The sequence below is a fragment of the Marinobacter sp. genome, from assembly GCF_033722735.1.
Lineage (GTDB): Bacteria > Pseudomonadota > Gammaproteobacteria > Pseudomonadales > Oleiphilaceae > Marinobacter.
Genome location: NZ_JAWVYN010000008.1, coordinates 109,590 through 134,445, shown reverse-complemented (window position 1 = coordinate 134,445; position 24,856 = coordinate 109,590). Strand labels below are relative to the sequence as shown.

At 64.6% G+C, this 24,856-nt stretch carries 27 protein-coding genes; 12 read left to right on the top strand and 15 right to left on the bottom strand.

What is annotated here, in order from left to right:
• Positions 1-11: 11 nt before the first annotated feature.
• On the bottom strand, positions 12-3,506 hold the full coding sequence (locus R3175_RS08310; protein ID WP_318943668.1) for a response regulator: 3,495 nt from the start codon (positions 3,504-3,506) through the stop codon (positions 12-14).
• Between the two features lie 203 nt (positions 3,507-3,709).
• Between R3175_RS08310 and R3175_RS08305 the strand changes: the two genes are divergently transcribed.
• Positions 3,710-4,705, top strand: coding sequence for a hypothetical protein (locus R3175_RS08305; protein WP_318943666.1), 996 nt, complete (start codon positions 3,710-3,712; stop codon positions 4,703-4,705).
• Between the two features lie 10 nt (positions 4,706-4,715).
• Here the strand turns inward: R3175_RS08305 and R3175_RS08300 are convergent, their stop codons facing one another.
• The gene (locus R3175_RS08300; RefSeq protein ID WP_318943664.1) at positions 4,716-4,979 is read right to left on the bottom strand and encodes a hypothetical protein; all 264 of its coding nucleotides are present in this window, start codon (positions 4,977-4,979) and stop codon (positions 4,716-4,718) included.
• 345 nt (positions 4,980-5,324) lie between these two features.
• Here R3175_RS08300 and R3175_RS08295 point away from each other — a divergent pair, with 345 nt between their 5' ends.
• Positions 5,325-5,669 carry a hypothetical protein gene (locus R3175_RS08295; protein ID WP_318943663.1) on the top strand — a complete coding sequence of 115 codons (345 nt, stop codon included), beginning with the start codon at positions 5,325-5,327 and terminating at the stop codon, positions 5,667-5,669.
• Between the two features lie 31 nt (positions 5,670-5,700).
• Here the strand turns inward: R3175_RS08295 and R3175_RS08290 are convergent, their stop codons facing one another.
• On the bottom strand, positions 5,701-6,987 hold the full coding sequence (locus R3175_RS08290) for a serine hydrolase domain-containing protein (protein ID WP_318943662.1): 1,287 nt from the start codon (positions 6,985-6,987) through the stop codon (positions 5,701-5,703).
• Between the two features lie 129 nt (positions 6,988-7,116).
• Between R3175_RS08290 and R3175_RS08285 the strand changes: the two genes are divergently transcribed.
• From R3175_RS08285 to R3175_RS08260, 6 genes are all read left to right on the top strand, one after another.
• The gene (locus R3175_RS08285) at positions 7,117-7,947 is read left to right on the top strand and encodes a zinc-dependent peptidase (protein ID WP_318943660.1); all 831 of its coding nucleotides are present in this window, start codon (positions 7,117-7,119) and stop codon (positions 7,945-7,947) included.
• A gap of 92 nt (positions 7,948-8,039) precedes the next feature.
• On the top strand, positions 8,040-8,444 hold the full coding sequence (locus tag R3175_RS08280) for a c-type cytochrome (RefSeq protein WP_318943658.1): 405 nt from the start codon (positions 8,040-8,042) through the stop codon (positions 8,442-8,444).
• Positions 8,445-8,465: 21 nt separating this feature from the next.
• Positions 8,466-9,845, top strand: a complete 1,380-nt coding sequence (locus tag R3175_RS08275) for a D-arabinono-1,4-lactone oxidase (protein ID WP_318943657.1) — start codon at positions 8,466-8,468, stop codon at positions 9,843-9,845.
• Entirely contained in the window at positions 9,845-11,146 is a 1,302-nt protein-coding gene (locus R3175_RS08270) for a DSD1 family PLP-dependent enzyme (protein WP_318943655.1), read from the top strand. Before R3175_RS08275 ends, R3175_RS08270 begins: the two co-directional genes overlap by 1 nt.
• A gap of 124 nt (positions 11,147-11,270) precedes the next feature.
• Complete coding sequence (locus R3175_RS08265) at positions 11,271-12,377, top strand: phospholipase A (RefSeq protein ID WP_318943653.1); 1,107 nt, start codon at positions 11,271-11,273, stop codon at positions 12,375-12,377.
• 145 nt (positions 12,378-12,522) lie between these two features.
• Complete coding sequence (locus R3175_RS08260; RefSeq protein ID WP_318943651.1) at positions 12,523-13,326, top strand: class III extradiol ring-cleavage dioxygenase; 804 nt, start codon at positions 12,523-12,525, stop codon at positions 13,324-13,326.
• A 4-nt stretch (positions 13,327-13,330) separates the two neighbouring features.
• Here R3175_RS08260 and ada read toward each other — a convergent pair whose 3' ends face one another.
• The gene (gene ada, locus R3175_RS08255; RefSeq protein WP_318943649.1) at positions 13,331-14,383 is read right to left on the bottom strand and encodes a bifunctional DNA-binding transcriptional regulator/O6-methylguanine-DNA methyltransferase Ada; all 1,053 of its coding nucleotides are present in this window, start codon (positions 14,381-14,383) and stop codon (positions 13,331-13,333) included.
• Between the two features lie 160 nt (positions 14,384-14,543).
• Between ada and ybaK the strand changes: the two genes are divergently transcribed.
• Positions 14,544-15,014 (top strand): Cys-tRNA(Pro) deacylase, encoded by a 471-nt coding sequence (gene ybaK, locus R3175_RS08250; RefSeq protein ID WP_318943647.1) that lies wholly within the window; start codon positions 14,544-14,546, stop codon positions 15,012-15,014.
• Here ybaK and R3175_RS18105 read toward each other — a convergent pair.
• The 3 genes from R3175_RS18105 to R3175_RS08240 all read right to left on the bottom strand — a co-directional run bounded on the left by R3175_RS18105 (position 14,991) and on the right by R3175_RS08240 (position 17,141).
• A complete protein-coding gene (locus R3175_RS18105) occupies positions 14,991-15,536 on the bottom strand; it encodes a GNAT family N-acetyltransferase (RefSeq protein WP_413231744.1) in 546 nt (181 codons plus the stop codon). The genes ybaK and R3175_RS18105 overlap by 24 nt on opposite strands.
• A 39-nt stretch (positions 15,537-15,575) precedes the next feature.
• Positions 15,576-16,577 (bottom strand): sensor domain-containing diguanylate cyclase, encoded by a 1,002-nt coding sequence (locus tag R3175_RS08245; RefSeq protein ID WP_318943645.1) that lies wholly within the window; start codon positions 16,575-16,577, stop codon positions 15,576-15,578.
• A gap of 153 nt (positions 16,578-16,730) precedes the next feature.
• Positions 16,731-17,141: a GFA family protein gene (locus R3175_RS08240; protein ID WP_318943643.1), complete on the bottom strand. Its 411-nt coding sequence runs from the start codon at positions 17,139-17,141 to the stop codon at positions 16,731-16,733.
• An 89-nt stretch (positions 17,142-17,230) separates the two neighbouring features.
• Between R3175_RS08240 and R3175_RS08235 the strand changes: the two genes are divergently transcribed.
• Complete coding sequence (locus tag R3175_RS08235) at positions 17,231-17,671, top strand: YHS domain-containing (seleno)protein (protein WP_318943642.1); 441 nt, start codon at positions 17,231-17,233, stop codon at positions 17,669-17,671.
• 37 nt (positions 17,672-17,708) lie between these two features.
• Here the strand turns inward: R3175_RS08235 and R3175_RS08230 are convergent, their stop codons facing one another.
• The 4 genes from R3175_RS08230 to R3175_RS08215 all read right to left on the bottom strand — a co-directional run bounded on the left by R3175_RS08230 (position 17,709) and on the right by R3175_RS08215 (position 21,520).
• Positions 17,709-18,404 (bottom strand): glutathione S-transferase family protein, encoded by a 696-nt coding sequence (locus R3175_RS08230; protein ID WP_318943640.1) that lies wholly within the window; start codon positions 18,402-18,404, stop codon positions 17,709-17,711.
• Between the two features lie 88 nt (positions 18,405-18,492).
• On the bottom strand, positions 18,493-19,704 hold the full coding sequence (locus R3175_RS08225; protein WP_413231746.1) for an ABC transporter substrate-binding protein: 1,212 nt from the start codon (positions 19,702-19,704) through the stop codon (positions 18,493-18,495).
• A 235-nt stretch (positions 19,705-19,939) separates the two neighbouring features.
• A complete protein-coding gene (locus R3175_RS08220; protein WP_318943636.1) occupies positions 19,940-20,533 on the bottom strand; it encodes a GNAT family N-acetyltransferase in 594 nt (197 codons plus the stop codon).
• 66 nt (positions 20,534-20,599) lie between these two features.
• The gene (locus tag R3175_RS08215) at positions 20,600-21,520 is read right to left on the bottom strand and encodes a LysR family transcriptional regulator (RefSeq protein WP_318943634.1); all 921 of its coding nucleotides are present in this window, start codon (positions 21,518-21,520) and stop codon (positions 20,600-20,602) included.
• A gap of 108 nt (positions 21,521-21,628) precedes the next feature.
• Between R3175_RS08215 and R3175_RS08210 the strand changes: the two genes are divergently transcribed.
• The gene (locus R3175_RS08210; protein ID WP_318943632.1) at positions 21,629-21,883 is read left to right on the top strand and encodes a hypothetical protein; all 255 of its coding nucleotides are present in this window, start codon (positions 21,629-21,631) and stop codon (positions 21,881-21,883) included.
• A 64-nt stretch (positions 21,884-21,947) separates the two neighbouring features.
• Complete coding sequence (locus R3175_RS08205; RefSeq protein ID WP_318943631.1) at positions 21,948-22,781, top strand: RNA pseudouridine synthase; 834 nt, start codon at positions 21,948-21,950, stop codon at positions 22,779-22,781.
• Here the strand turns inward: R3175_RS08205 and R3175_RS08200 are convergent.
• The 4 genes from R3175_RS08200 to R3175_RS08185 all read right to left on the bottom strand — a co-directional run bounded on the left by R3175_RS08200 (position 22,772) and on the right by R3175_RS08185 (position 24,823).
• The gene (locus R3175_RS08200) at positions 22,772-23,206 is read right to left on the bottom strand and encodes a GNAT family N-acetyltransferase (protein ID WP_318943629.1); all 435 of its coding nucleotides are present in this window, start codon (positions 23,204-23,206) and stop codon (positions 22,772-22,774) included. The two genes, R3175_RS08205 and R3175_RS08200, sit on opposite strands and share 10 nt — an antisense overlap.
• A 116-nt stretch (positions 23,207-23,322) precedes the next feature.
• Positions 23,323-23,814: a gamma-glutamylcyclotransferase family protein gene (locus R3175_RS08195; protein ID WP_318943627.1), complete on the bottom strand. Its 492-nt coding sequence runs from the start codon at positions 23,812-23,814 to the stop codon at positions 23,323-23,325.
• A gap of 61 nt (positions 23,815-23,875) precedes the next feature.
• The gene (locus R3175_RS08190; protein ID WP_318943625.1) at positions 23,876-24,526 is read right to left on the bottom strand and encodes an MOSC domain-containing protein; all 651 of its coding nucleotides are present in this window, start codon (positions 24,524-24,526) and stop codon (positions 23,876-23,878) included.
• 9 nt (positions 24,527-24,535) lie between these two features.
• The gene (locus R3175_RS08185; protein ID WP_318943624.1) at positions 24,536-24,823 is read right to left on the bottom strand and encodes a hypothetical protein; all 288 of its coding nucleotides are present in this window, start codon (positions 24,821-24,823) and stop codon (positions 24,536-24,538) included.
• Positions 24,824-24,856 lie beyond the last annotated feature (33 nt).

The window sequence follows — 24,856 nt, the reverse complement described above, 5'->3', positions numbered from 1 at the left end:
GTTTCCTGTGGTTATTCCTCTTGCGCCCGGGCCCGGCCGGTCGTCAAGGCCCGATCAATCAGCAGGTTGAGCTGTTCCAGCTGGTGTTCGGCCTCCGCCCAGTCCACCGTCGGCTGCTTCAGGCCGCGTTCCAGCACACCGGCCTGCTCGGTCATCAGCGGGTAGCCCATGGCTCCGGCGGTTCCCTTGATCTGGTGAGCTTGCTGACGCAGTTCGTCCTGATCCCGTACCTGCAGGGCCGACAGCATGGTTGCCTTGCGTTCTCCCAGCCCGGCCAGGAACTGGTCTACCAGCTGCTGGATGCCCAAGCTCTCCGCCCGGTGCTCCTCGGTGCCTCCCTCGGTCTCCAGGTAACGGTCCAGCAGGCCCACCAGATGCTCCTGGTCGATGGGCTTGGTGAGCACCCCCTCGCAGCCCGCGTCGATCAGGGCGTCGATTTCCCGCTGATCCCCCGCCGTGAAGGCGATGATGGGGCGACGGAAGCCGGCCTGGCGCAACAGGCGCGTGGCGGCGACACCGTCCATTCCCGGCATGTGGCGATCCATCAGTACCAGGTGGACCGACTTGCTCAAGGCCGCCTTGACCGCCTCTTCGCCGCTGCTGACCGAGATCACCTCCAGCTCCAGGCGCCCCAGCATTCGTTCCACCAGCCGGCGGTTGTCCTGGTTATCCTCGGCCACCAGCACCAGGCCGCGATAGCGCCGGTTGCCGTAACTGGAGTCCTCGCTGGCCGAGCCCAGGTAGCGGCCCAGCATCTCATAGAACCGCAACTTGTCGATGGGCTTGGCCAGGTGTTCGGTGAATCCCGCCTCCCGATAATCCTCGATATCCTCCGCCATGACGTTGGCCGTGAGGGCCACAATGGGCACGTTGATCCCGGCCTCCCGCAGCGCTACCGCCGCGTCCCGACCGTTCATCACCGGCATCTGGATGTCCATCAGGATCAGGTCGAAGGGTTCCTGGGTGGCGATCTCCAGCGCCTCGGCACCATTGGGCACATGCACCAACTCGGCCCCAGTCCGGGCCACCAGTAACGACACCAGCTTGCGATTGACCTCGTTGTCCTCGGCACACAGGATCCGCCCCCGCAGTCGCGGCGCCACCACCATCGGCAGCTGCCGGCGGCGCTGGGTAAACTCGGAGGCATCGCGCAGGAAATGCACCCCCTCCAGGGACCCCGTCGCCACGGATACCTCGAAATCGCTGCCCTCGCCGTAGGTGCTGTTCACCACGATGGTACCGCCGAGCAGCTCCGCCAGGCGCCGGGAGATGCTCAGCCCCAGACCGGTACCGCCATATTGCCGCGCAATGGCGGCACTGCCCTGGGCAAACGGGTCGAACAGCCGCTTGAGCTGCTCTTCCCGCATGCCAATCCCGGTGTCCACCACGCGGGTAATCAACTGATGGGCCTCGCGATCACACCTGACCGTCATGGTGATGGCGCCCTGCTGGGTGAATTTCAGCGCATTGCCGCAAAGGTTGATGATGATCTGGCGGAAGCGGGTGGGATCGGTGTGAATGGTTTCCGGCAGCGGGTACTCGCAGGCAATGCTGAACTCCAGCCCCTTCTCCCGCGCCCGGGGTTCGAAGAACGCCCGCAGTTCATCGAGCATCTCCGGCAGGTTCACCGTGACAATGTCCACATCCAGCTTGTTGGCGTCAATCTTGGAGTGATCGAGGATATCGTTGACCAGATCCAGCAAATGGCGACCACTGCGTACCACGGTTTCGGCGCTGCTGCGCTTTTCCGCTTCGTCCAGGTCCGGGTCCAGCAGGGTCTCGCCATAGCCAATGATCGCCGCCAGCGGCGTGCGGATCTCGTGACTCATGTTGGCCAGGAACTGACTCTTGGCGGCGGCGGAATTCCGGGCCAGCTCCTTGTCCAGCCGCTCCTGTTCCCGCTCTTTCTCAATCCGTTGGCGCTGGTGCCGTTCGGTGGCATCGATACAGGTGCCTTCCAGGTGCAGGGGGGTTCCCTCCCGGTCGTAGACCGTGTGCAGGGAAATGGTCGCCCAGCGTTCGTCACCCCGGTGATCCACGTAACGGGCTTCCACCCCCTTGATCATGCCCTTGTCCTGCAACTGATCCACCACCCAGCGGCGGAGACGGTCATCGCCGAAGCACAACGCCAGGACATCGGGATTGCGCCGGATCATCTCCTGGCTGCTGCTATAACCCATCAGTTCCGCCATCGCCGGATTGGCGGTGAGGAAACGACGGTCGAGGGACATCTGGAACACCCCTTCCACCGCATTATCGAACAGCGAGCGGTACTGGCGCAGGTTGGCCAGGGCCCGTTCACTCCAGCTCAGCGCCTCCCCCTGGACCAGCTTGATGCGGTCCGCCAGGGCGAATGAGAACAGGATGATCTGCCCCGCCAGACCGATCTGACTGGCGTGGGCGGTGACGATGTTGAGCGGCAGCAGCCCGATCACCGTCAGCGCGTACACCACGAACCCGGTCACGGCGACGGTCCAGGCGTAAAAGTAGGCCTTGGCGGCGGGGTTGTAATGGCGCCAGGACAGGTAACTGATCACAATCATGATCACGCTGAGCAGGATGGTGACCAGCACAGTCCACTCCATGCCGACGTGATAGGGCATGAACAGGGCCAGCACGAAGGTGGTCGCAACGCCGTACAGGCTGACCCGGATCACCTGGTCCAGATCCGGCGAGCGCGCTTTGGTCTCCAGCAGCTCCCGGGCCATCAACAGGCCGAAGAACCAGGTCACGATGATCTGCAGGTGCAGATACTGCTTGTGGAAGAACCAGGGCCGGTCCCCGAACAGCTGGATACCATGCACCTGCTCGGTGAAGATGAAACAGACCGCGGTAACCAGGTAAAGCACGTAGTAGATGTTGCTGCGCTCCCGCACCGACACGGCCACAAACAGGTTGTACGCGAGGATACCGAGGATGCTGCCCAGCAGGATGCCGCGGAAGACCTCGTCGATGGACACCTTCTCGATGTAGCGCCCTGGATGCCAGAGGGTAATCGGCAGGCGCAGGGTGTTATCGGAGGTGATTCGCAGATAGACCTGGGTCTCGCTGTCCCGGGGCAGGCTCAACCGGAAGGCGGGGTTGGGCACCGCCAGATCCCGCTCTGACCAGTGGACGTCATAGCCACCGTGGCGCTCGCTGACCAGCAGGCCGTTCCGGACCACGTACAGGGTGACATCATCCACCAACGGCAGGGCCAGCTCGAGGATCCAGTCCTGATTCGGGCTGCTGTCCGAGGTTCTCAGGTCGTAGCGGAACCAGTAGGCCGACTCGGTGTAGCCAAAATTGAGCACGCCGTTCTGATGCAGCCGAAACGCCTGCTGGTCGAGACTGCGGACCTGTCGCAGATTCAGCTGCTTGTCCGGGTCTTCCAGGTACCAGACGCATTGACCCAGGTCGTAGGAGTCACGGTTGGCCTGCAGCAGCAGCGCCTGCTCGGAACAGTTCTGGTCGGCCACGGCGGGCGACACGACCGCCAGGACCGTCAGCCAAAGCAACAGCCGCATAACACCAGCAGTGAACTCCCGATATTGCAAAATGTGATCTCCGCGCGGGCAGGCGCCTGAAATAATCTCTAATGTTACCGCCTTGGGGAGGGCTCTTGTTATGATTGGCCCGTCATTCCGGGCCCTTCCCCGGCTTCACTTTAGCGCGTTATCCATACTTTCACACCTCAGGGATGTTGTTAATGGGATCGTCACCAAGGTTTGTGCTCCTGCCATGTCTCGGCCTGCTGCTGGCGGCCTGTGGCGGAGACAGTTCGGACAGCGCCTTCAACCCGGCTGACGATGTGGATCTGGTATTTTCCACCTTCGACCTGGAAGATCGGGAAGGCCAGCCGGCCACCCTGGCGCACACCCGCTTCGATGACTTCTACCGCGGCGTTGAACCGCAGGACGACAGCGACGCCGGCGCCACGAACACCGCCAACGAGCTGCGGGATCTGGTGGACCAGGTGATGGGGGCAGTGCGGGCAGACAGCGGCGACCGCTACCAAAAGGTACGCAACCCCCTTGACCTGATGGACCAGGTTCTGGCTTCCGGAGAAGTCGACAACTTCGTCGCTGGCCGCACCTACATCGGCGAGCGCATCGCCGCGGGAGACGCCGGCACCTACAACTCCCGGAGTAACGGGGCGCTGATCCGCTTCATCGACCAGGCCGCCACCGAGGCTGGGGCCCCCAGACCGGAGCGGGAATGGCAGTACCGTACCATGGCCTGGACCTACACTCCGGATGACCCGGACGGCACCCCCGGCTACGAAAAGGTCTTTCGCACCATCCAGTACATTGCCCGCGAGGACAGCGACGCGAACCCGGACACACTGCCCGAGCTGGTCAGCCTGTTGGCCGGCAGTCAGTTCGATGCCAACAACTTCGTGGTGCAGGGCTACAACCGGCCGGAATACGCCAACGTCAGCTTCGCCACCCGAACCCTGGGCAGCCTGGAATTCCGCCAGGAGTTCATCGGGGCAAAAACCGATACGCTGTTCGTGAGCCGCTCCCAAACGGGGGCCTCGCCGGACTGCCTGCGGGCGGAACTGGACTACCCGATGGCAACACTGAGGGTCTACACCTCCCACAATGAACCGGCCCAGATTGAAGAAGACGGGGAAACCGTGGACAACCCCGACAACTGCGCCTTCCAGCAGCCCGGGGATGAGGCCACCAGTTACAGTACGGTGGCCATTCCGGAGCGTCAGTAGTTCTGGGAAGTTATTCCGAGCCTCCCGGGGCATTACCCAACCGCCAGCGCTCGATAAAGCCCTTCTTGCGTTCGATCATGCGTTCATAGGCCGAGATCATGATGGCGGCATGGGGGGACTTGGCCAGGCGCAAGGTTTCGATGCGCCGTTCCAGTTGGGCCACTTCGTCATTGAGGCGACGGTGAACGTGGGAGCGGACGCTTTCGTGCTGATCAAGCCGGACACTCCGGCGGTCCTGGTCGTTTTCCGGCGGGTCTGAGGGTTGGCTGGCCATGGTGCTCATCCGTTGAGTTTCATCCTTTCCTTGTCCTGATGCGGGATAGCCGTATCCCGGTGGGTCCCAGACGGCCCTGGTCTTCTGTCCATCCCTGGTGACCCTACTGCGGTGCGCACAGTATAGCATCTGTCCACGAACCCGCAGTTACTGGTGCAGTTTTGCACAATCCTGGTGCCACTGACAACAAGGGTGAACGCATCTTCATTAATTTAGCGATTCCGGACCCGGCCTGCCTGCTATAGTGCGGTGAATGGATGGCGCGAAACAGAAGAACGCGACGAACAACCTCCGCCGCCCGGTACCACCCGGGCCGGCCGGTTCATGCCCTATGGAGTGCCCCAAATGAATCAGACCTCGGTCGCAGACACCTTGCGTGAATACCTGTCTTTACTGGAGTTGCTGGATGACGCCTACTGGGAGGCCGGCACCATCGCGCACAAGGACATGCTGTACGACATCATCAGCATCTTCAGCCAGGAAGTGGCGGAGCTGAACAAGCTCAGCATCATGGATCACCATTACCCCTACGAGGTGATTACCGAGGGTATCCGCCGGGTGATCCCCAAACTGGAACGGCTGGACGATCAGCGGGAAGACGTCATCCAGCGTACCCAGACCCTGACCGACTTCCGTGACATCCTGTCGTCGGTGCAGGGAATCCTGGAGGCCCAGCTGGAGACCGTCTAAGCCCCCAAAGGAGGGGGGGCTGGGGGCAGGCTCAGGCCAGCGCCAGGGGACGCTCCGCTTCCGGAATCAGCGGGAACTCATTGCACACGCTGTAGACAAATTTCGCCAGCGCCGGAATGTGATGGCCGACGATCGGCAGGCCGGTGTTCAGCAGGCTGACCGAGATGTCGCGACCGGCGTCCGCCCAGCACAGCTTGTTGATCAGGCCCAGGTGTCCGAAGGCATAGCGGCTCTGCTGCCCCCAGATACCGACGGGGTTGCCCCCCAGCATCATGCCGGCGCTGAAGCGCATCGGTACCATCAGTGTCCGGTCCAGCTGCAGCGAGCCAAACTGCTGGATGGCCCGACGCACGGTGATTTCGGCACAGATCCGCTTGCCTTCCCAGACTCCGCCATTGAGCATCATCTGGAAGAACCGGCTCATTTCCGTGGCGGTACCGCAGAGGTTGCCCGCTGGAATCACTGCCGCCTGGAACCGCGGGTCGTTGACCACCTCTTCTACCGTCAGGATGTCCCCCCCCAGTGCCCGCTTCACCACCCAGGATACCGGGAAGGTGGGCCGGGGGCCGGTGGCGTAGGTCTGGGCCAGCTGGTCCAGGTTGGCTTCATCGATGCCATAGGTAAACCACCGCATGCCCATGGGCTTGCGCAGGAAGTGGTCCAGGAAGGCGTCGATGGTGTCACCGGTCACCTTTTCCAGCACCCGCTGCAGCACATAGCCGCCGGTAATGGCATGGTAGGCCAGCTTGGCGCCGTCCACCTCCACCGGCTTGGCCTCGCACAGCAGGCGCCAGATTTCCTCCTTGTCCCAGAGCACGTCGATGGGCGTGTCCGTGGGAATGGCGGGAATGCCGCCGCGATGGGACAGGATCTGGTGAATGGTGATGGTGCGCTTGCCGTTCTGGGCAAACTCCGGGCAGTAGTAGGCGACCGGATCCATCAGGTTCACCAGCCCCCGCTCCGCCAGCATGTGCATCAGCAGGGCGGTGACCGCCTTGGAGGCAGAGAAATAGCAGATCGGGGTGTCCGTGGTCATCGGCACCCTGGGGCTGTCGGGGCCATCGTCGGGGCCGTTGCCATGGGCGTGGCCGATCGCCCGGTGCAGCACCTGTTCGCCGCGGTGACGAATGGACAGCTGGATACCGGGATGGACACCGGTGCGGTACAGGCTCTCGACGCTGCGCCAGATGGTGTCCACCGATTCCTTGCTGACGCCCACGGCGGCCGGATTTTCCCCGTCGTGATCACAATGGGTGACGGTACTCAGGTCGCTGGGTACGGCGCAGGTATGGAGGGCGCGCCGGGCAAGTTGCTTCATTCGTAACACCTTGATTGTTTGTGTGGTTGTCGTCAGATTCCCCTATCATTCTAGCTGCCAGCGCCGAGAACATTGGCCGCAACGCCACCTCGCACTGCGTCAGCCCTTACACACAGCAGGAAAACCACTATGCTCGGGTATGGAATCGCCCTCATCGCCATCGTTGTCCTGGCCTTCTACGGGCTGTTCATCTACCCCCACCAACGGGCCCGGCGGGTCGCCCGCCGCCCGTTTCCCGAGCATTGGCAACGGTACCTGACGGATCACATGGTGCTGTACCGGCGGCTGCCGCCGGAAAACCGGCCTCGCCTCCATCGCCACATACAGCTACTGCTGGACCGGGTCGATTTTTACGGCTGTGCCGGTCTGGCCCCCAATGACACCATGAAGGTGATGATCGCCGCCCACGGCGCCCTGCTGATCAACGGCCTGTCGCCGGACTACTACCGCAATCTTCGCTCCATCCTGGTCTATCCTGGGGCTTACCGGGTCAGGGAACAGGTGCTGGACGGCGATGTCCTGAGCCACAGCGAACAGGAGCGACTGGGAGAGTCCTGGCAAGAGGGCCGGCTGGTGCTGGCGTGGGACACCCTGTCCGTGGAGGCGGCCAATCCCGATACCCCCAGTAATGTGGGTCTGCACGAATTCTCCCACCAGCTCGATCAGATCGACGGCGCCTCCGATGGCGCGCCGCCGCTGGCTTCGGGCGACCAGGCGAAGCATTGGCAGCAGGTGTTCAGCGAGGCCTGGCAAAGACGTCGGCGACACCCCGGCGGGGACAGCGTGATCGACGACTACGGCGCCACGTCCCCGGCCGAGTTCTTCGCGGTGGTCACCGAGGCCTTCTTCCTCCAGCCCCGGCCCCTGGCCCAACAGGAGCCCCGGCTGTATGACTGCCTGGTTCGCTTCTACCAACTCAACCCGGGGGAATGGCCCGAGACAGCAGCGACAACGGATTGACAGCACTAACGTGATAGGTAATCATCTTTTGCAGACAGAAGGGCGGCGCCGCGCCTGAAACACTCCCTGTACCGAAGGAGGGAAGGCCCACAGTGAATCACACCGTTACCACGATACGCGGGGGAGCCCCTGCCGGCCGCTCCCGCCGACTGTCAGCGACCCTGGTCACGGTCCTGCTGCTGGCTGGTTGCGACCGGGGCCCGGATGCCGAAGCCATTGCCCGCTATGCCGTCTCTGCGCTGCCGGCCGACCCGGAACTGGCGGAGATCTACCAACGCTCCTGCCAGGCCTGCCACAGCCGGGGCACCTCCGATGCCCCGCTGGTTGGCGACCAGGCCGCCTGGCAGCCCCGGCTGGAGCAGGGCATGGACACCCTGCTGAATCACGTGGTGGAGGGCGTCGGCGGCATGCCGCCCTACGGCCTGTGCATGGACTGCAACGCCGCCGAGTTCGAACGTCTGATCCGTTTTATGTCCCGCCACCCCGACAGCCCGTGAATCAACGGACAAGAGACTGCCATGGCCAATCGTCGTGAATTCCTCCAGACCCTGGTCGCCGCTGCGGCAGCGACATCGCTACCGATCCAGCAGGCGCTGGCGGGCGCGGATGCCCGAAGCACCGACTCCAGCCGCCTGCCCTGGAAAAACTGGTCTGGCTCCCAGCTCAGCCACCCCGCTGCGCGGCTGGCCCCGGCCACCGTCGCCGACTTGCAGGAGCAGGTGCGTTCCGCCAACGGCACCATCCGTGCGGTGGGCTCCGGCCATTCGTTCTCGCCCCTGGTGCCGACGGACGACACCCTGATCTCCCTCAATCGCCTCAGCGGGCTGCTCAGCCACGACGACGACCGCCAACAGGCCACCATCGGCGCCGGCACCCGGCTGGGCCAGCTGGGTGAGCCGCTGGAGGCGGTGAACCAGGCGCTGATCAACATGCCGGACATCGACCAGCAGACCCTGGCCGGCTCCCTGGCCACCGCCACCCACGGCACTGGAGCCGGCCTGCAGTGCCTGTCCGCCAACATCGTGGCGCTGTCCCTGGTTACCGCCGCTGGCGATCGGGTGCACTGCAGCCCGGCGCACAACCCCGAGCTGTTCCAGGCCGCCCGCGTGGGCCTCGGGGCCCTGGGGATCGTCACCGACGTCACCCTGCAAAACACCCGCCCCTATCGGCTTAAGCGGGTCTCCGAGTGGATGCCCATCGAGGATATTCTCGCCACCGCGCAGGATACCGCCGACCGCTACCGCAATTTCGAGTTCTTTTACATCCCGTTTTCCGGGATGGGGCTGCATGACACCCACGAGCTCACCGAGGAGCCGCTCTCCAGTACCGGCCGCTTTGATCAGAATGACGGCGCCCGGGACCTGCAGACCATCCGCGATTTGATTAGCTGGTCCTCCACCCTGAGGCGCCAGGTACTCAAGGGCATCCTCAAGACCATCGACCGGGAAGTGAAAGTGGCGTCGTCCTGGCGGAACTACACCAGCAACCGCAATGTCCGCTTCAACGAGATGGAGTACCACCTGCCCCGGGAGGACGGCCTGAAGGCCCTGCAAGAGGTGCGCGAGGTGGTGGAGCGCCATTTTCCGGAGGTGTTTTTCCCGTTCGAGGTGCGCTTCATCAAGGGCGACGACATCTGGCTGAGCCCCTTCCACCGCCGCGACACCCTCTCCATCGCGGTGCATCGCTATTTCGAGGAAGACTATCGGCCCCTGTTCCAGGCGGTGGAGCCCATTTTCCGCAAGTACGGCGGCCGCCCCCACTGGGGCAAACTCAACAGCCTGAGCGGCCGCGACTTCGCGCAACTCTACCCCCACTGGGAGGACTTCAAAACGGTACGGCGGGACATGGACCCGGAGGGCCGCTTCCTCAACTCTTACCTGCGGGAGCTGTTCGCCTGATGCCCCACAGTGAATCCTTCCGCCGAAGCCGACGCCGCTTGCTGATCGGTGGGGCCGCCCTTGGTCTGGCCGGCGCCACCGCGTGGCTGAAGCCCGCGCCACTGGACGGCCACCATAACGCCTACTTCCGGGGACTGAGTGAGGCTGCGCAGCGGCACCACCGGTATCGGCCCATGATGGTGATCGACCGGCAACGCCTGCTGGCCAACCTGGATACCCTGAGTCAACGCCTGGCCGGCCAGTATCATTACCGCATCGTGGCCAAGTCGCTGCCCTCGGTGGAGCTGCTTGAACTCATCATGGAACGGGCCGGGACCAACCGCCTGATGGTGTTCCACCAGCCCTTCCTCAACGCGGTGGCCCGGCGGCTTCCCCAGGCGGACGTGCTGCTGGGCAAGCCGATGCCAGTCCAGGCTGCCGCTCAGTTCTACCGAACCCTGGCCAGCGGCAACAGCCAGGGTTTCGACCCGGCCCGCCAACTGCAATGGCTGGTGGACAGTCCCCAACGGCTGGCCCAGTACCAGCAACTGGCAGAGGCACTGCGCCAGCCCCTGCGGATCAACCTGGAGATCGATATCGGCCTGCACCGGGGCGGGGTGCAGGACCTGGACGTGCTGGCGCGGATGCTCAGGCGCATCGAGCAATCCCCCCTGCTGACCTTTTCCGGCTTCATGGGCTATGAGCCCCACCTTGCCAAGGCGCCGGGCAGCGCCGAGTGGCTACGGGACCAGGCGATGGCCCGCTACCAGGCCTTCGTCGATCGGGCCGAACAGATCCTGGGACGGTCGATCCGCGATCTCACCCTCAATACCGGCGGCAGCACCACCTACCGCCTCTATCGGGATCAGCACCGGCGGATCGCCCCCAACGAGCTGGCGGCCGGCTCCGCCCTGGTCAAGCCCGCGGATTTCGACCTGCCGACCCTGGCGGACCACCAGCCTGCCGCGTTCATCGCCACCCCGGTGCTCAAGGTCAGTGAGCGGGTGCAGATTCCTGGCGCCCCGGGCCTGGGCAACCTGATGGCCTGGTGGAACCCCAACCGGGCCAAGGCGGTGTTTATCTACGGTGGTCACTGGAAGGCGGTACCCGCGTCCCCGCCGGGCCTGAGCCCGAACCCGGTGTATGGTCGTTCCAGCAACCAGGAAATGCTTAACGGCAGTCGCAACCTGGCCCTGCAGCCGGATGACTGGGTGTTCCTGCGGCCGACCCAGAGCGAGCAGGTCTTCCTGCAGTTCGAAGACCTGGCCTGCTACGAGGCCGAACACCGACGGCTCACCGGCCACTGGGGCCTTCTGGGCTGAGTGTCCCCAGCGGCGCCGTCTGCCTCCGACCGCTCCTTGCCGCCCTTTACAGACTCGTCATGGGGCCAGACCGCTAGCGGTGGTAAGCTTCTCTTGGTGATCGTCAGACTCAAGGCCAAAACGCATGGACAGAATGCTTCGGGCAGTTTGCTACCTCATCCCGCTGTGGGCGATGAGTCCGCCGGGCTGGACACAGGGGGAGCCCGATCCCTACAGCCTGCCGCCCACCGAGCTCGAGCACTGCGCGCTGATCGAAAACGGCGTCAAACGCCTGGCCTGTTTCGATGCGGCGGTGGATACCGAGTCGGTCAGCCAGGCCGCCAGCCCCGAGGAGCGGGCCCAGGCCGAAAAGGACACCGAGCTGCTGTCCCCCCGCCAGTACAGTGACAACGGCGGCGTGCAGCAGGAAGACGGCATCGCCAAGACCCTGGTCAGTCGGTACATTGCCACCGAGCGGGCCTTCATGTCCTTCGCCGGCAATTTCCTGCCCTACAAGCAGAGTTACCTGCTGCCGTACACTTACGCCCAGTCGGCCAACCAGCGTCCGTTCAGTCCCACCCTCGGGTTCACCGATTACGACTACGACGTCAAGAATCACGAGGCCAAGTTCCAGCTCAGCTTCAAGATCCCGCTGCTCAGCGGCATCTTCGACAAGCGCACCACCCTGTGGTTCGGCTACACCCAGTTGTCCTTCTGGCAGCTGTACAACCGGGAAGACTCCGCCCCGTTCCGGGAGACCAACTATGCCCCGGAACTGTTCCTGCGCTACGATGCCGGCCTCGAGCTGGGGCCGGGCCGGCTGGACGTGGTCTCCCTGGGCTTCACCCACCAGTCCAACGGCCACACCGAACCCCAGTCCCGCAGCTGGAACCGGATCACCGGTAATGTCGTCTACGGGGTCGATCGGTGGCTGTTCATGGCCAGTCCCTGGTACCGGATTCCGGAGAGCCGCAGCGACGACAACAACCCCGATATCGAGCGCTACCTCGGCCACGGCGACTACTGGGCGATCTACAAGGTGGATGAGCAGCGGTCCATCTCGCTGAAACTGAGAAACAACTTCCGCACCTCGGACAACAAGACCTCGGTGGAACTGGGCTACAGCTTCCCCATTGGCTCGACGGTCAAGGGCTATGTGCAGTATTACAACGGCTACGGCGAGAGCCTGGTGGACTACAATGAGCGTATCCACCGCCTGGGGGTGGGGATCATGCTGCACGACTGGCTGTAGCGGGCTGGCGCAGTCTCCTGCGCCGGAAGCGCCGTCCGGGCCCTGTTCCATCAGAATTTCTGAAGCATTCTGACAGGATATTTCGCTATACCGGCAGTCGGAACTTGGGCAGGCTCTCACTTCCTTCAAGGTTTCAGGAGTTGCGATGAGCGGTCACAACGCCCCCATACTGTATCTGCCCCACGGTGGCGGCCCGCTGCCGCTGCTGGGGGACCCGCGCCACCGGGCCATGAGGGACTTTCTCGAAGCGATCCCAACCCGGCTCGGCCAGCCGGAGGCCATCATCGTGATCAGCGCCCACTGGGAGGCCGAGATCGTCACCGTCACCACCGGTGCCCAACCGGAACTGATCTACGACTACTACGGGTTTCCCGAGGAATCCTACCAGATTGGCTATCCCGCCCCCGGCCAGCCGGAGCTGGCGGCGGACATCCTGCGGTGTCTGGCCAACGCCGGCATCCCGGCCCGGGGCGATGACCAGCGCGGCTTCGATCACGGCCTGTTCGTGCCCCTGAAAATGATGTACCCGCAGGCCAGGGTACCGTGCGTCCAGCTGTCGCTGTTGCACCACCTCGATGCCCGGGCTCATCTGGCCATCGGCGAAGCCCTGGCGCCACTGCGCGGACGCAACCTGCTGGTGGTGGGGTCCGGCCTGTCGTTCCATAACATGAAGCTGCTGATGGGCGGGGACAACAGCCACGATCCGGACATCGACGCCTTCCACGACTGGCTGCGAGACAGCCTGACCGATCCCGCCATCGACCGCGGCACCCAGGCATTGCGACTGGAGAACTGGGCACAGGCGCCGGGCGCCCGGCTCTGTCACCCCCGGGAGGAGCACCTGCTGCCCCTGCATGTGTGCTGGGGGATGGCGGCCGGCTCATCTCACGCAGAGCTGGTGTTCGACGGCCCCGTGATGGGGCGGCGGGCCATGGGGCTGCTGTGGTAGCGGCTCAGCCCTGCCGCTCCCGTTCCAGCAGGGCCTGTTTACGCTCGATCCCCCAACGATAGCCCGACAGGCTGCCATCGCTGCGGACTACCCGGTGACAGGGGATCGCCACCGCCAGGGTATTGGCGGCACAAGCACCGGCCACCGCCCGGACGGCCGAAGGCTGGCCAATACGCTCGGCAATCTCGGCGTAGCTGGCGGTTGCCCCCACCGGAATGGCCTGCAGCGCCTGCCAGACCCGCTGCTGAAAGGCGGTGCCGCGGATGTCCAGGGGCAGGTCCAGGGCCCGGGCCGGCGACTCCACCAGCCCCACAACCCGGGCCACCAGTTGCTCGAATTCAGCGTCGCCGCCCTCCAGCTCCGCCCTGGGAAAACGATCCTGCAGCTGGGCCACCAATGGCTCGGGTTCATCCCCCAGGGTAATGGCACACACGCCACGTTCCGAGCAGGCCACCAGGATGGCGCCCAGGGAACACTGGCCCACCGCAAAGCGGATGGTCGTTTGACGGCCCCCCTCGCGGAAGCGGCTGGGGGTCATGCCCAGCCATTGCAGGCTGTCGGCGTAGAAGCGGCTGCTGGATTCATAGCCGGCCTCATAGGCCGCGGCCGTCACCGAACCGCTTCGCCGCAGCGCCTGCTGCACTCGTCGGGCCCGCTGGCCACGGCCATAGGCGGCGGGGCTGAGGCCGGTGTGGGCCTTGAACCATCGTTGCAGGTGAGACGGGCTCATCCCGGCCTGATCGGCGAGTTCCGCCAGCGTGGGCGGGGTATCCGCCGATTCGATGTAGCGACAGAGCCGGGCCACCCGTTCACCGGGTCCGGCCGCCGAATCCGGACGGCATCGTCGGCAGGGACGATAGCCGGCCCGTTGCGCCGCCGGGCCGTCGTCGAAGAACTCGACGTTTTCCGGCCTGGCCCGACGGGAAGGGCAGGAGGGGCGGCAATACACCCCGGTGGTCCGCACGGCATAGACAAACTGGCCATCGGCGTCGCCATTGCGCGCCTCTACCTGGGCCCAGCGTGGATCCCGGGCCGTTTCCGGTGGTTGGCTGGTCATGGTCGTTATTCCCCCGATCCCTTGGATGCTGCCATCACTGTACCGCCTGGCTCGCAGCGAGACACCCCGTTTCTTGCGCTCAAATTGGCCGGCTGGGGAAGACCCGGGTTTCGTGCTACATTGCCCCCGTCACAACCGTGGATCGACGGAGCAGAGCCCCATGACGCCCGCTATCAACAGCGCCCGCAAGGCCAAGGTCAGCCATCGGGTACACCAATACCAGCATGACCCCGCCAGCGAGTCCTACGGCACCGAAGCGGCCGAGAAGCTGGGCGTGGCGGCAGACCGGGTCTTCAAGACCCTGGTGGTGGCGGTGGACGGCCAGGATCTGGCGGTCGCGGTGGTGCCGGTCAGTGGCCAACTGAGTATGAAACGCATCGCCCGGGCCGCCGGCGGGAAGAAGGCGGCGATGGCCGACCCAACCGACGTGCAGCGGGCCACCGGCTACGTGCTCGGCGGCGTCAGCCCCCTGGGCCAGAAGAAGCGGCTCAGGACCTTTATCGATGCGTCCGCCCAACGCTTCGACACCGTCTTCGTCAGCGCCGGCCGACGTGGGCTGGAAATCGAACTGGCACCGGCGGAACTGGCACGGCTCACCCACGGCACCCTAGCGCCCCTGCAACGGGACTGATCGCCGACGCCATAAAGCCCCCTGCGAACCAGCGGCAAGGTCGCCAACCTCTAACGCTCCCCCCCCCACGGGCGATGCTCCGGTAACCCGGTAACGGTGACCCGGCTCACCCGCTCGCTGCGTCGGCCCGACGACCTGCCAACCCAGCTTGGCCGCCCCCCGCCGGCTGGCCTGGTTGGCCTCTGCGATGAACACCTCGAGATCGCCCAGAGCCAAGTCTTCAGCGAGTTTAGCGAGGACCAACCGGCACGCCTCCTTGGCCAGACCTCGGCCCCAGAAGCGCCGGCGCAGGAAGTAACCGAAATCCAGCATGCCGTTCAGGCGTTTGACCCCGCAAAACCCCACCAGCTCGTCGGAGTCGGCCAGCGCTACCGCATAGCGCGAGGGACGTTCCAGCGCCTCCCGGAACCAGTCTGCTGTTTCGACATCACTTCGGGGTCCTGCAACAGCTCCCGGGCTGCCGGTTCGTCCCGTGGCTGGGCATAACGCAGCACCAGTCGCGGCATCGGTGTCTCCCTCCATTCACCGGTGAGGCCCCCATGCTCTAACAAAGACCAGTCGTTAGTGTTCCGCTGCGCGCCGCCTCTTCGCCGACCGCTTCTGCCGGTACATGCGCTGGTCCGCCACCTCCAACAGCGCCTCCAGGTCATCGCCGTCGTCCGGGTAGAGGGCGGCGCCCATACTGGCGCACAGGTCGAGGGTCTGGCCCTCGAACCGGAAGGGCGATGCCAGGGCCCGGGTCAGTCGCGTCATCGCGCTGTTTAGCCCGGCCGGGGTATCGATGGGCACGAGAATCATCCCAAACTCGTCGCCCCCCAGGCGGGCCACGGTATCGGTTGTGCGGGCGACTCCCTCGCTTCGACGGGCAAACTCCCGCAGCAGGGCATCTCCGGTGCGATGGCCATAGCGGTCGTTGATCGGCTTCAGGTCATCCAGATCCGCGATCAACACGCCCAGCGGTTGCTGGTCGCGGGTACAGCAGGCCAGGTTGGTGCGCAGGCGATCCATGAACAGGGCGCGATTGGCCAGCCCGGTGAGGTGGTCATGGGTGGCGCGGTGGAACAGATCGTTAAGATCGTACCTGCTGGCAAAATACATGGCAGCCGCCACCAGGTCGGACAGCAGTTCGAGGGTGGCCACGTCTGACTCGGAGAAGTGGTCCGGTTCGGCGGACAGCACCTTCAGGGCACCGACCACGGTATCGTGGTGGCGTAACGGCACGATGATCATCGAGCGCAACCCCACCCGTCGACAGGCTTCCAGGTTGACCCGCGGGTCCTGCTCCGAATCCCGGCAGTGCAGAGTCTCACCGGTGCGGATGCTGAGGCCGGACATACTGGTGGCCACCTCCAGGCGAAGCCCCAGGAAGGGCTGGGCTTTGCCGGAGACCGCCCGGTACACCATCTCATCACCCTCGAGCAGTTCGATCACCGCGCCGTCGGCACCCACCAGCGCAAGAGTACGCTCCACCACCAGCGACATCACCTGGCCCAGATCCGCGCCCTGGCGAACGATGTCGGTCTGGATCGCAATGATGTCGAGAAGCGTCTGTTGGGAAGGCACGGAATTCCCCCTTCGGTTACCGACAACATCCTGACTGGTGGTTACCGGTTCCGTGTAGGCGAGACTCCTGTCGATCGTGGATCAGTTAGGATGGAGCGTGTGCGTCTTCTAATTATCTACCCGAAACGCCGACATTGCCAAACCGCACCCCGGTCAAAGCAATGGCCCATCCTCCAGTTCCGCGTACCTGGGTAATTCATCACCCAATTCAAACCATTCAGCCCTGGAGGCCGCGTAGATGTGATGGCTCGGACGCACCGTGATCGTGCTGGTGAGGGTGCCGATGCGAAGCCGGAGCAGGTCCGGCCGGGCATCCAGGCGACTGTAGATGGGACTGCCGCAGTTGCTGCAGAAGGCGCGCTTCTTCCCCGGCCGGGATTCGTATTCCTTCAGTGACTCCTGACCACTGACCAGGGTAAACCGTGCCGCCTGAATCGGGCTGTTGGTGGCAAACGCGGTACCCTGGGCCCGCCGGCACTGGGAGCAGTGGCACAGGGCAATGGGCCCCAGTTCCCCGGTGTACTGGTAGTGGATGGCGCCACACAGGCAACGTCCTTCAAGCATGTAAGCCTTCCTTTTTCGGCTGACGATCGGTAACAGTCTGCGGTTTCGGGTGTCACTGGTTACACAAGACCGTCAAGGGAGAGTACACCATGGGCAAGATCCTGTTATTGGCCGCCACCTTGCTGGCCGCAACAGTGGCCTGGGCCGACAAGTCGCCGGTCTATACCGGCCTGTTGTCCAACACCGGCGCCGGCGGTTATGACGTGGTCGCCTACTTCGAGCAACGGCAGGCCGTGCCCGGTTCCAGCGATTTTACCGTGGAATACCAGGGCGCCACCTGGCGTTTCAGCTCCGCCGAGCACCAGGCCCGATTCGCAGCCAATCCGGAGCATTTCGCACCCGCCTATGGCGGCTACTGCGCCTGGGCTGTCAGCCAGGGCTACCTGGCGAAAGGCGATCCGGAGTACTGGACCATTGTGGATGACCGGCTCTACCTGAACTTCAGTCAGGACATCCAGGACCGGTGGCTCAAGGACACCGAGGGCTTCATCCAACAGGCAGACCGGCACTGGCCCGGGGTGCTGGAGTAGGACTTGCGGGCCAGGGTGTCAATCATCAAGGGGATGATCAGAGACCGTCCAGTGCCCGATCCATCCGCGCCAGGTAGTCGGCAAACACGGAATGCATCATGGCCTGCTGGCGGATGGGCGTGTCCTGGGGGACACGAAGGAGATTGAACAGGAAGGCATACACGGTGGCGTCGTACTCCGTCGGCTGCTCCCCCACAGCGAAGGGTTGTTGGCCAAGGGACCAGGCCAGCGCCGCCAGGTCCGCCGCTGCGCGGTCGTACACCTCGGCCTCCGGGCAGCGCCCCAGGCCCTGGCCGCGCAGTGCCGCCAGCACACCCCGGCGCGCCATTACCGGCAACAGCTGGCGAACCCCCGGCGGCAGGGTGGCGAAGAAGGCCGCCCGGGTTTGGGGCCAGTAGCGCTGATCCTGCCAACGGGCATACAGCAGCGCAAAATACAGGCTGTCTTCGCAGAGCTGACGCAGCAGGTGGCCGCGGGCCTGCTGGGCCTCGGACAGGGCGCCGCCCACCGGCTGCGCCAGTTGCCGCTGCAGGTGTTGGACGATCTGCCGGCTGTCGGCGACGGTTTCGCCCCGGTCGACGATGAACGGCAGCTTGCCCCGCGGCGCCCGAAACGGCGGCGTGGGGCGGACCCGGTAGTCGAGGCCCGCCAGGCGGCAGAAGGTCTCAACCTTCAGACAGAAGGGGCTGGCGTTGACCTGCCAGGCGGGGGGAAACTGGTACAACTCAATCATGGGCAACGCCTCATCCTCTGGAGTCAGGTGTGCGAGGCCTCATGACAGCATGCCCCCTCTGCCTTGGCAAGGAGCTGGCGAGGCCCTGCTAGAGGCTTGCCGGACGGTCCGCCTGCCGACGCCGGGCAACCCACTGCTCCCGGGTCTGCGCCGCCTCGTCACCGGCCAACGAATCAATGATCTCGAAGTAGTCCGAGCTGTATTGGTCCGCCACCACGGTATCCCTGGGCTTGATCCTGACCACGTAAACCGTCTGCACGTTCTGGTGATCAAACGCCCGCCATTGCTGCTCATCCTTCAGCAGTGCATAGCGATGGCCTTCGAGTGCCCGGATCACCGAGCGGGTGTTGGTGGAGCCTGCCCGCTCCACGGCGTCCTTGTATTGATGAATGATGCTGTAGGCGGAGGCCGCCGCAGACGAGGGGCGCATCTCGTAGCGTTGGGAGAAGGCCTCGACGAAATCGATCCCGCGCTGGAAATTACGCTCATAGGGCAGGTTCCAGACCCAGGGGGCCGCGCCGATGACGCCTTCCATGATCGTCGGCCCCACCTGGCGCACCATGCCCAGGGTCAGGTTGGGCACCACCACCTGCATGTTTTCCGTCAGCCCCATCTCATAGGCGAGGTTGAGGGCCCGCACCATGTCATCGCCGAACAGCACCAGCATCAGCACCTTGGCGTTGCTGGCTTTGGCCTGCTCCAGGGCGGCGCGGAAGTCGGTAATCCGGGCTCGCGGAAACGGCGTTTTAACACCCGGGTGCCGGAGGTTGTCCTCGGTCCCGGAGAAGGCCCGCACGGATTCTTCCACCGACCAGCCCCAGGTGTAATCCGCGGTGATGTAGAAATAGCCGTCATCGGCGTGGTGCTGGTTCAAGTACTGGCTCAGGCCCTTCGCGGTCATCCAGGCGTTGTAGGGTTCCCGGAACATGTACCGGTGGCCTTCGCCGCCGGTGGTGGCATTGGAATAGGTGAGGGTACCGAAATACAGCCGGCCTCGATCGCGGGCGGCCTTGCCCGAGGCGATGGCGACGGCGCTGGAGACGCCGCCGAAGACCATGTCCACGCCGTGGTGGTCGATCAACGCGGCGGTGTTCTCGGCCCCCTGAGCGGGCTCTCCCCGCGTGTTGCGAATGACCAGTTCCAGGGGACGCCCCAGGACACCACCGGCCTGGTTGATCTCCTCTACCGCCAGGAAGGCGCCCAGTCTCTGCTGCAAGCCCTGATCCTTGTAGCGACCGGTCTGGGGGTAATTGAAACCGATCTTGAGGGGTTCGACAGCAACGCTGGCCGTTGCGATCATCCACAAACACGCACAGTAAAACAGGCTCCTGAAACGCATGAATTGGGCCTCCGATGGGCAGCACAAGGTCGCACCACCAACAGGCGTTGCCTGCGGGAGCGACGCTGCGTGGGTTATTGTTGTTGGTTCAACTGATTAGTTTCGGGACCGGTTAGCAGGGTAACAATGGGACGAAAGTGGAAGATCGGGTAACAGTTTGCAACCGTAAGTAAGGCACTGTTTGCCGGACATGCCTTCAGCGCTTGGGAGCCACCCCCAGGGCTTTCACCATTAGCACCCAGTCGCCATCGCGGGCACAGCCGGGATAAGGAATCGCCGGCTTGCGGGCCCTCTCCTGGAAGCCCAACCGCTCATACAACGCAGCGGCTGCGACGTTATCGGAGGCGACGATCAGGCTCATGCTCCGGCATCGCCGGCTGCGGGCGAGGAGTGCCGAGTCGGCCATCAACTGGCGGGCAACGCCCTGACGCCGGTAGGGCTCAAAGGTGGCGAGGGCATTGAGGTACCAACTCCCCGGAGCCCGGGCTTCCAGCTCGATCAGCGGTTTCACCACCTCGGGCAGGTCCGTCAGCGCGCCCACGTCGTAGGGATCGGCAAGCGGGTAGGCGACGGCCATGCCTGCGAGCTTGCCGTCATGCTCAAACACCCGGGCGTTGCGGTAGCTGAAGCCGCCTTCCTCCCGGGCCGCCCGCTTGACGCCCACCTCCATCCCCGATTCGCCGGGGCCGGCCTGCGATTGCCAGAGGTAAGCCGGCAGACCTTCACCGGCCAGGTTGATCAGGAACGCCAGGTCCCGGGCGTCCTCCTTACGGGCATTGCGTATCGCCATCGTTGCACCTGTAGCGCAGACAAAGTAGGGGCCCTCCCCCTTTCTTAGTTCAAAAGCCCGCGCTTTTCACGTGGCGGTTGACCGGATAGCCGCCGAATCCCGATCGGGCTGCCACAGGGACTCGATCAGCGCTATTGTCTCGGCCACCGCCGGGCGCTGGCGCTGATCGGGATGGACCAGCAGATTCAGGGGGATGCTGATGGCCTTGGCGTCGTACATGCGGACGCTGCCCCGGTCGGCCCAGTGCCGGGACAGTTCGTGTTCCACCAGGCCGTAGCCCATGCCGGCCCGGATCATCGACAGGGTGGTGTGTTCATCCTCGGAGGTGGCCACGGTATTGGCCTGATCCCGTTGACCACCCACTACCCGAGGCATCAGACGGTAGAAGGGACAGCTCTGGGCGGGCCAGATCCAGGGTAACCGGAGGCGCTCCGGTGCCTGTTCCGGCAGGGCGTCCCGCCCGCCGTCCACCGGGCCAATCAGGCTGAGCGGTATCCCCGCCAGGGGAACGCTGAGCACCGGCTCAGCGGAAAAGTCCCCATAGGCGAAGCCCAGGTCCAGTTCGCCACGCAGTACCTGTCCCACCATCAGACTGGAGGCGCTGGTCACCAACTCCAGCGCCACTTCGGGCAACTCTCTGGCCGCCAGGCGCAGCAGCTGGTCCACCTTCAGGTATTCCGGGGGCGCATTCAGTCCCACCGCCAGGCGGGTGGGCTGTTGGCCGCGTAGACTGCGGGCCAGCTCGTCCATGTCTGATACCTGCTTCAGCGCCTGTCGGGCATGGGCAACCAGGGCCTCGCCGGCGGCGGTGAGCGCCATGCCCCGGGCGCTGCGCTCGAACAGGGTCAGGCCAAAGTGCGCTTCGAGCTGGCGCAGGTGTTCGCTGACCGCCGATGGCGTGGTGTGCCGTCGACTGGCCGCCCGGGTCAGGTTGCCTTCCTCGGCCACCAGTACGAAAGAGCGCAGTTTATCGAGCTTTATGTTCATGTTTTACGAACGCCTGATTCAGAAAAGACTGATGGATCACCCTGTAATACCAGAGTTTAATGCCAGGTACCGGCCGGCCTCAATTCACATTTCCTGGAGGCACTGAACATGGAACAGGGCAATCAATCGACACAGCGGACGGTATTCATTCCGCCACTGGAGACTTCCGAACCTGCGTTCGCCCGGGAAGGCCTCAGCCAGCGTGTGCTGGCGACGCTCGCGGTCTGGTGGGATCGTTACCGGGCCCGGACCCGACTGCGGCACCAGCTGAGATACCTGGATGTGGGCCTGGAGGAAAAGGACATCGGACTGCCCGCCGGCAGTCTGACGGAGGAGGCGGGGAAGCCCTTCTGGCGGGAGTGACGGTCCTTGCCGCATGGCAAAGTGCGCTTACAATAAACGGCTACCCAGCCAGGCACGAACTGACATGCGCAAAACCTTCGAACTCACCCTCACCCAGTCCCAGGCCGCCGCCGACGCCCTGGCCCAGCATACCGGCCTGTCCAAGGGCCGGATCAAGGATGCCATGACCAAGGGCGCCTGCTGGTGGACCCACAAAGGCAAACAGCTGCGACTGCGCCGGGCCAGCAAGTCCCTGCGACCGGGCACCCGGCTAACCCTGTGCTACGACGAGCGGGTGCTCGCCCGCAAGCCCATACCGGCCCGGAGTATCCGGGATTACGGCCGCTACAGCGTGTGGTACAAACCCCATGGCCTGCTGGCCCAGGGGTCCCAGTGGGGGGATCATTGCAGCCTGCTGCGTTGGGTAGAGCAACAGACCGGGCGGGACTGTTTCCTGGTGCACCGGCTGGACGCCGACGCCGCCGGGCTGATGGTGGTCGCCCACGACGCCCGGGCGGCCGCAGCCCTGTCCCGGCTGTTCCAGGGCCGTGCCATTGGCAAGCTCTACCAGGCCTGGGTGAGCGGCTCCCTGCAGGCGGAGGAACAACGACTGGATGCCGAGATCGACGGCAAGCCGGCCGTCAGCCACGTCAGCACCCTGCGCCAGGAAGGCGACGCTACCCTGGTCGCCGTCAGCATCGAGACCGGCCGTAAACACCAGATCCGCCGCCACCTGGCGGGCATCGGCCACCCCATTGTTGGGGATCGGCTCTATGGCCGGGCGGCGGAGCAGCCCCTCCAGCTGGTGGCGGTGCGACTGGCGTTTCGATGCCCGCTGGGGAGACAGGCCGTCGACCTGTGGCTGCCCGATGAGCTGCAATTGTCGAACGGCCCCGCGCCAGGACACCGCTACATGTGATTGCCCTCAAACACCTGCTGCTGCTTGAGGAAGTGGTAGCCATGATGGCGCAGGAAATCGTGGCTGTAGTCGCTGCCGGGGCGGCAGTGCATCTGGATATCCAGGTTCTGCTCCCGGGCCCAGGCGTTGGCCTCGGCGATCAGGCGAGAGCCGATGCCCACCCGCCGGAACCGCTCTGACACCGTCAGCCCCTCAATTTCCACCAGCGGCGGGTGGCCCACCCGGCGGACCAGGAAGGCGTGCAGCCAGCCCACCACCGCGCCCTCGGCGTCCGCCACCCAGACCCGGTGGTCCGGCGACTGCCGAAGGGCCTCGAAATCGGCTCGGCCGTTGCCAACCGGGCTCTGTTCGGCATCTTCGGCGGCAGCGATGTCCGTGACCGCTTCATAATCCCCCGGCTCAGCCGGTCTGATTGTCACCTGCATAGACGGCCTCCTCGCATTTTTCCGGACTTGTCTATCTGGTGACAATGCGATTGCGAACCAGTTCACCAACTACCACACCGTTGCCCGCCCGCTCACGGTGAGGCAGCGACCCGGGGTTAACGATGGATGGCCAGCTCCCGGTGGTGGCGTTCGCGATCGGGATCCTCACAGACCGCCACCGCCTCGATTCGGGCAATGTACGCCGACGGCAGGCCATGCTCCCGCGCGCCAACCAGGACGTGGTGCCGGTACCAGGAATAGGGTTTCAGGGCGGGGTCCACCCGGGTGGCGACATACAGGGTGGCGGTCAGGGTGTCGCCTTGCGCCGTCAACACCTCAACGGTCTTGTCCCGGTAACCCACCCCCAGCCCCTCAATCCGGTCCAGCACCGACTTGTCGGCCTCGTCGATCTCATAAACAACGCCGATGACGCAATCCCCGGCGCGGCCGGTTGCCTCGGCGTCGCATTTCGCCGAGCCATCGCAGCCCACCTTGTGAAAATTCAGCCGGTGGCCAGGCAGCGAGGCAACCGTGACGAACCGAACAGAGGCCAGCCGGGCCTGGAGACGGGCTCGGGACATGTTGGAGCCATACGCGAAGCAGAGCACGATTTCTCCTGCCATCTCGGGTGAACACACGAAGCGTGCGATGGGCAGCATCCTTCCGGTCTTACCGGGCCGACCGCTGCCACAGCTCCAGCTTCTTTCGCACCCGTTCCGACACCGGCGCTGCCAGGCACCGCCGAACCAGGTCCGGGTCCCGTTCCTGACGGTAGAACAGGTCGAACAGCTCGTTCACCGTAGGATGCTCCTCGGTGGTCGGCTGATAGGCCACCGTCTCCCCCGCCTGGATGTCGCCCGTTTGCAGAACCCGAACATAGAGCCCCGGGCGACGGGCCTCGATGAAGCGAGCCGGGAACTGCGGGTCGTTCATCCGGGCGGCAAAGGTGGCGCAGGGTATGCGGGGTGCGGTGACCTCCAGCAGCACCTCGCCGAGTTGATAACGATCACCGAGCCGTGGCTCGGTCGCCACGAAACTGGAGAGCGTGAGGTTTTCCCCGAAAGTGCCCGGTGCCGGCTCGCCATCCAGCTCGGCAGACCACCAGGCGTAGTCCTCGCCACTGTACAGGTACAAGGCCTGGTCCGGGCCGCCATGGTGCTTGCGGTTGACGATGATATCTTCCGCCAACCCGCCTCTGCCGACCCGAACCCGGCCAGCCACCGGCCGCTTGAGAATGCCGCTTTCCTGGTCCCGCTGGCCAACGGTGAGGGTATCGCGGGCGCCCACGTTGATGGAAAGCAGTCTCGAATGGGCAGGCATTGCGGGCTCCTATTCGTCCACGGTGACTTCGATGCCGCCCACGACCCTATACAGCAGGTTGTAAAGCAGGCAGCCAATGGCAACGGAAAGGTAGGTGAAGATCAGGTAGAGCAATGGCATCAGCCAGAAGGCCGTCATCGGAAAGGCATTGGGGCCCCCGTGCATGCCCGACCCCGGCACTATCAGCCCCATAAACAACATCATGGGCCACAGGAACAGGGCAGAGGTTACCGCCATCAGCACGGCGATAACCTTGGCGGTCTGGTGGGGAGAAAAGCGGCGAATCTGTTTTTTCATGGCTCTGTGCTCGGTCCTGGAATGATGGGAACA

Excerpts from the sequence above, each read along its gene's own strand:
- R3175_RS08310 (WP_318943668.1), bottom strand. The coding sequence starts at position 3,506 with ATGCGGCTGTTGCTTTGGCTGACGGTCCTGGCGGTCGTGTCGCCCGCC.
- R3175_RS08300 (WP_318943664.1), bottom strand. The coding sequence starts at position 4,979 with ATGGCCAGCCAACCCTCAGACCCGCCGGAAAACGACCAGGACCGCCGG.
- R3175_RS08295 (WP_318943663.1), top strand. The coding sequence starts at position 5,325 with ATGAATCAGACCTCGGTCGCAGACACCTTGCGTGAATACCTGTCTTTA.
- R3175_RS08290 (WP_318943662.1), bottom strand. The coding sequence starts at position 6,987 with ATGAAGCAACTTGCCCGGCGCGCCCTCCATACCTGCGCCGTACCCAGC.
- R3175_RS08285 (WP_318943660.1), top strand. The coding sequence starts at position 7,117 with ATGCTCGGGTATGGAATCGCCCTCATCGCCATCGTTGTCCTGGCCTTC.
- R3175_RS08275 (WP_318943657.1), top strand. The coding sequence starts at position 8,466 with ATGGCCAATCGTCGTGAATTCCTCCAGACCCTGGTCGCCGCTGCGGCA.
- R3175_RS08270 (WP_318943655.1), top strand. The coding sequence starts at position 9,845 with ATGCCCCACAGTGAATCCTTCCGCCGAAGCCGACGCCGCTTGCTGATC.
- R3175_RS08265 (WP_318943653.1), top strand. The coding sequence starts at position 11,271 with ATGGACAGAATGCTTCGGGCAGTTTGCTACCTCATCCCGCTGTGGGCG.
- R3175_RS08260 (WP_318943651.1), top strand. The coding sequence starts at position 12,523 with ATGAGCGGTCACAACGCCCCCATACTGTATCTGCCCCACGGTGGCGGC.
- ada (WP_318943649.1), bottom strand. The coding sequence starts at position 14,383 with ATGACCAGCCAACCACCGGAAACGGCCCGGGATCCACGCTGGGCCCAG.
- ybaK (WP_318943647.1), top strand. The coding sequence starts at position 14,544 with ATGACGCCCGCTATCAACAGCGCCCGCAAGGCCAAGGTCAGCCATCGG.
- R3175_RS18105 (WP_413231744.1), bottom strand. The coding sequence starts at position 15,536 with ATGGAGGGAGACACCGATGCCGCGACTGGTGCTGCGTTATGCCCAGCC.
- R3175_RS08240 (WP_318943643.1), bottom strand. The coding sequence starts at position 17,141 with ATGCTTGAAGGACGTTGCCTGTGTGGCGCCATCCACTACCAGTACACC.
- R3175_RS08235 (WP_318943642.1), top strand. The coding sequence starts at position 17,231 with ATGGGCAAGATCCTGTTATTGGCCGCCACCTTGCTGGCCGCAACAGTG.
- R3175_RS08230 (WP_318943640.1), bottom strand. The coding sequence starts at position 18,404 with ATGATTGAGTTGTACCAGTTTCCCCCCGCCTGGCAGGTCAACGCCAGC.
- R3175_RS08225 (WP_413231746.1), bottom strand. The coding sequence starts at position 19,704 with ATGATCGCAACGGCCAGCGTTGCTGTCGAACCCCTCAAGATCGGTTTC.
- R3175_RS08220 (WP_318943636.1), bottom strand. The coding sequence starts at position 20,533 with ATGGCGATACGCAATGCCCGTAAGGAGGACGCCCGGGACCTGGCGTTC.
- R3175_RS08215 (WP_318943634.1), bottom strand. The coding sequence starts at position 21,520 with ATGAACATAAAGCTCGATAAACTGCGCTCTTTCGTACTGGTGGCCGAG.
- R3175_RS08210 (WP_318943632.1), top strand. The coding sequence starts at position 21,629 with ATGGAACAGGGCAATCAATCGACACAGCGGACGGTATTCATTCCGCCA.
- R3175_RS08205 (WP_318943631.1), top strand. The coding sequence starts at position 21,948 with ATGCGCAAAACCTTCGAACTCACCCTCACCCAGTCCCAGGCCGCCGCC.
- R3175_RS08200 (WP_318943629.1), bottom strand. The coding sequence starts at position 23,206 with ATGCAGGTGACAATCAGACCGGCTGAGCCGGGGGATTATGAAGCGGTC.
- R3175_RS08190 (WP_318943625.1), bottom strand. The coding sequence starts at position 24,526 with ATGCCTGCCCATTCGAGACTGCTTTCCATCAACGTGGGCGCCCGCGAT.
- R3175_RS08185 (WP_318943624.1), bottom strand. The coding sequence starts at position 24,823 with ATGAAAAAACAGATTCGCCGCTTTTCTCCCCACCAGACCGCCAAGGTT.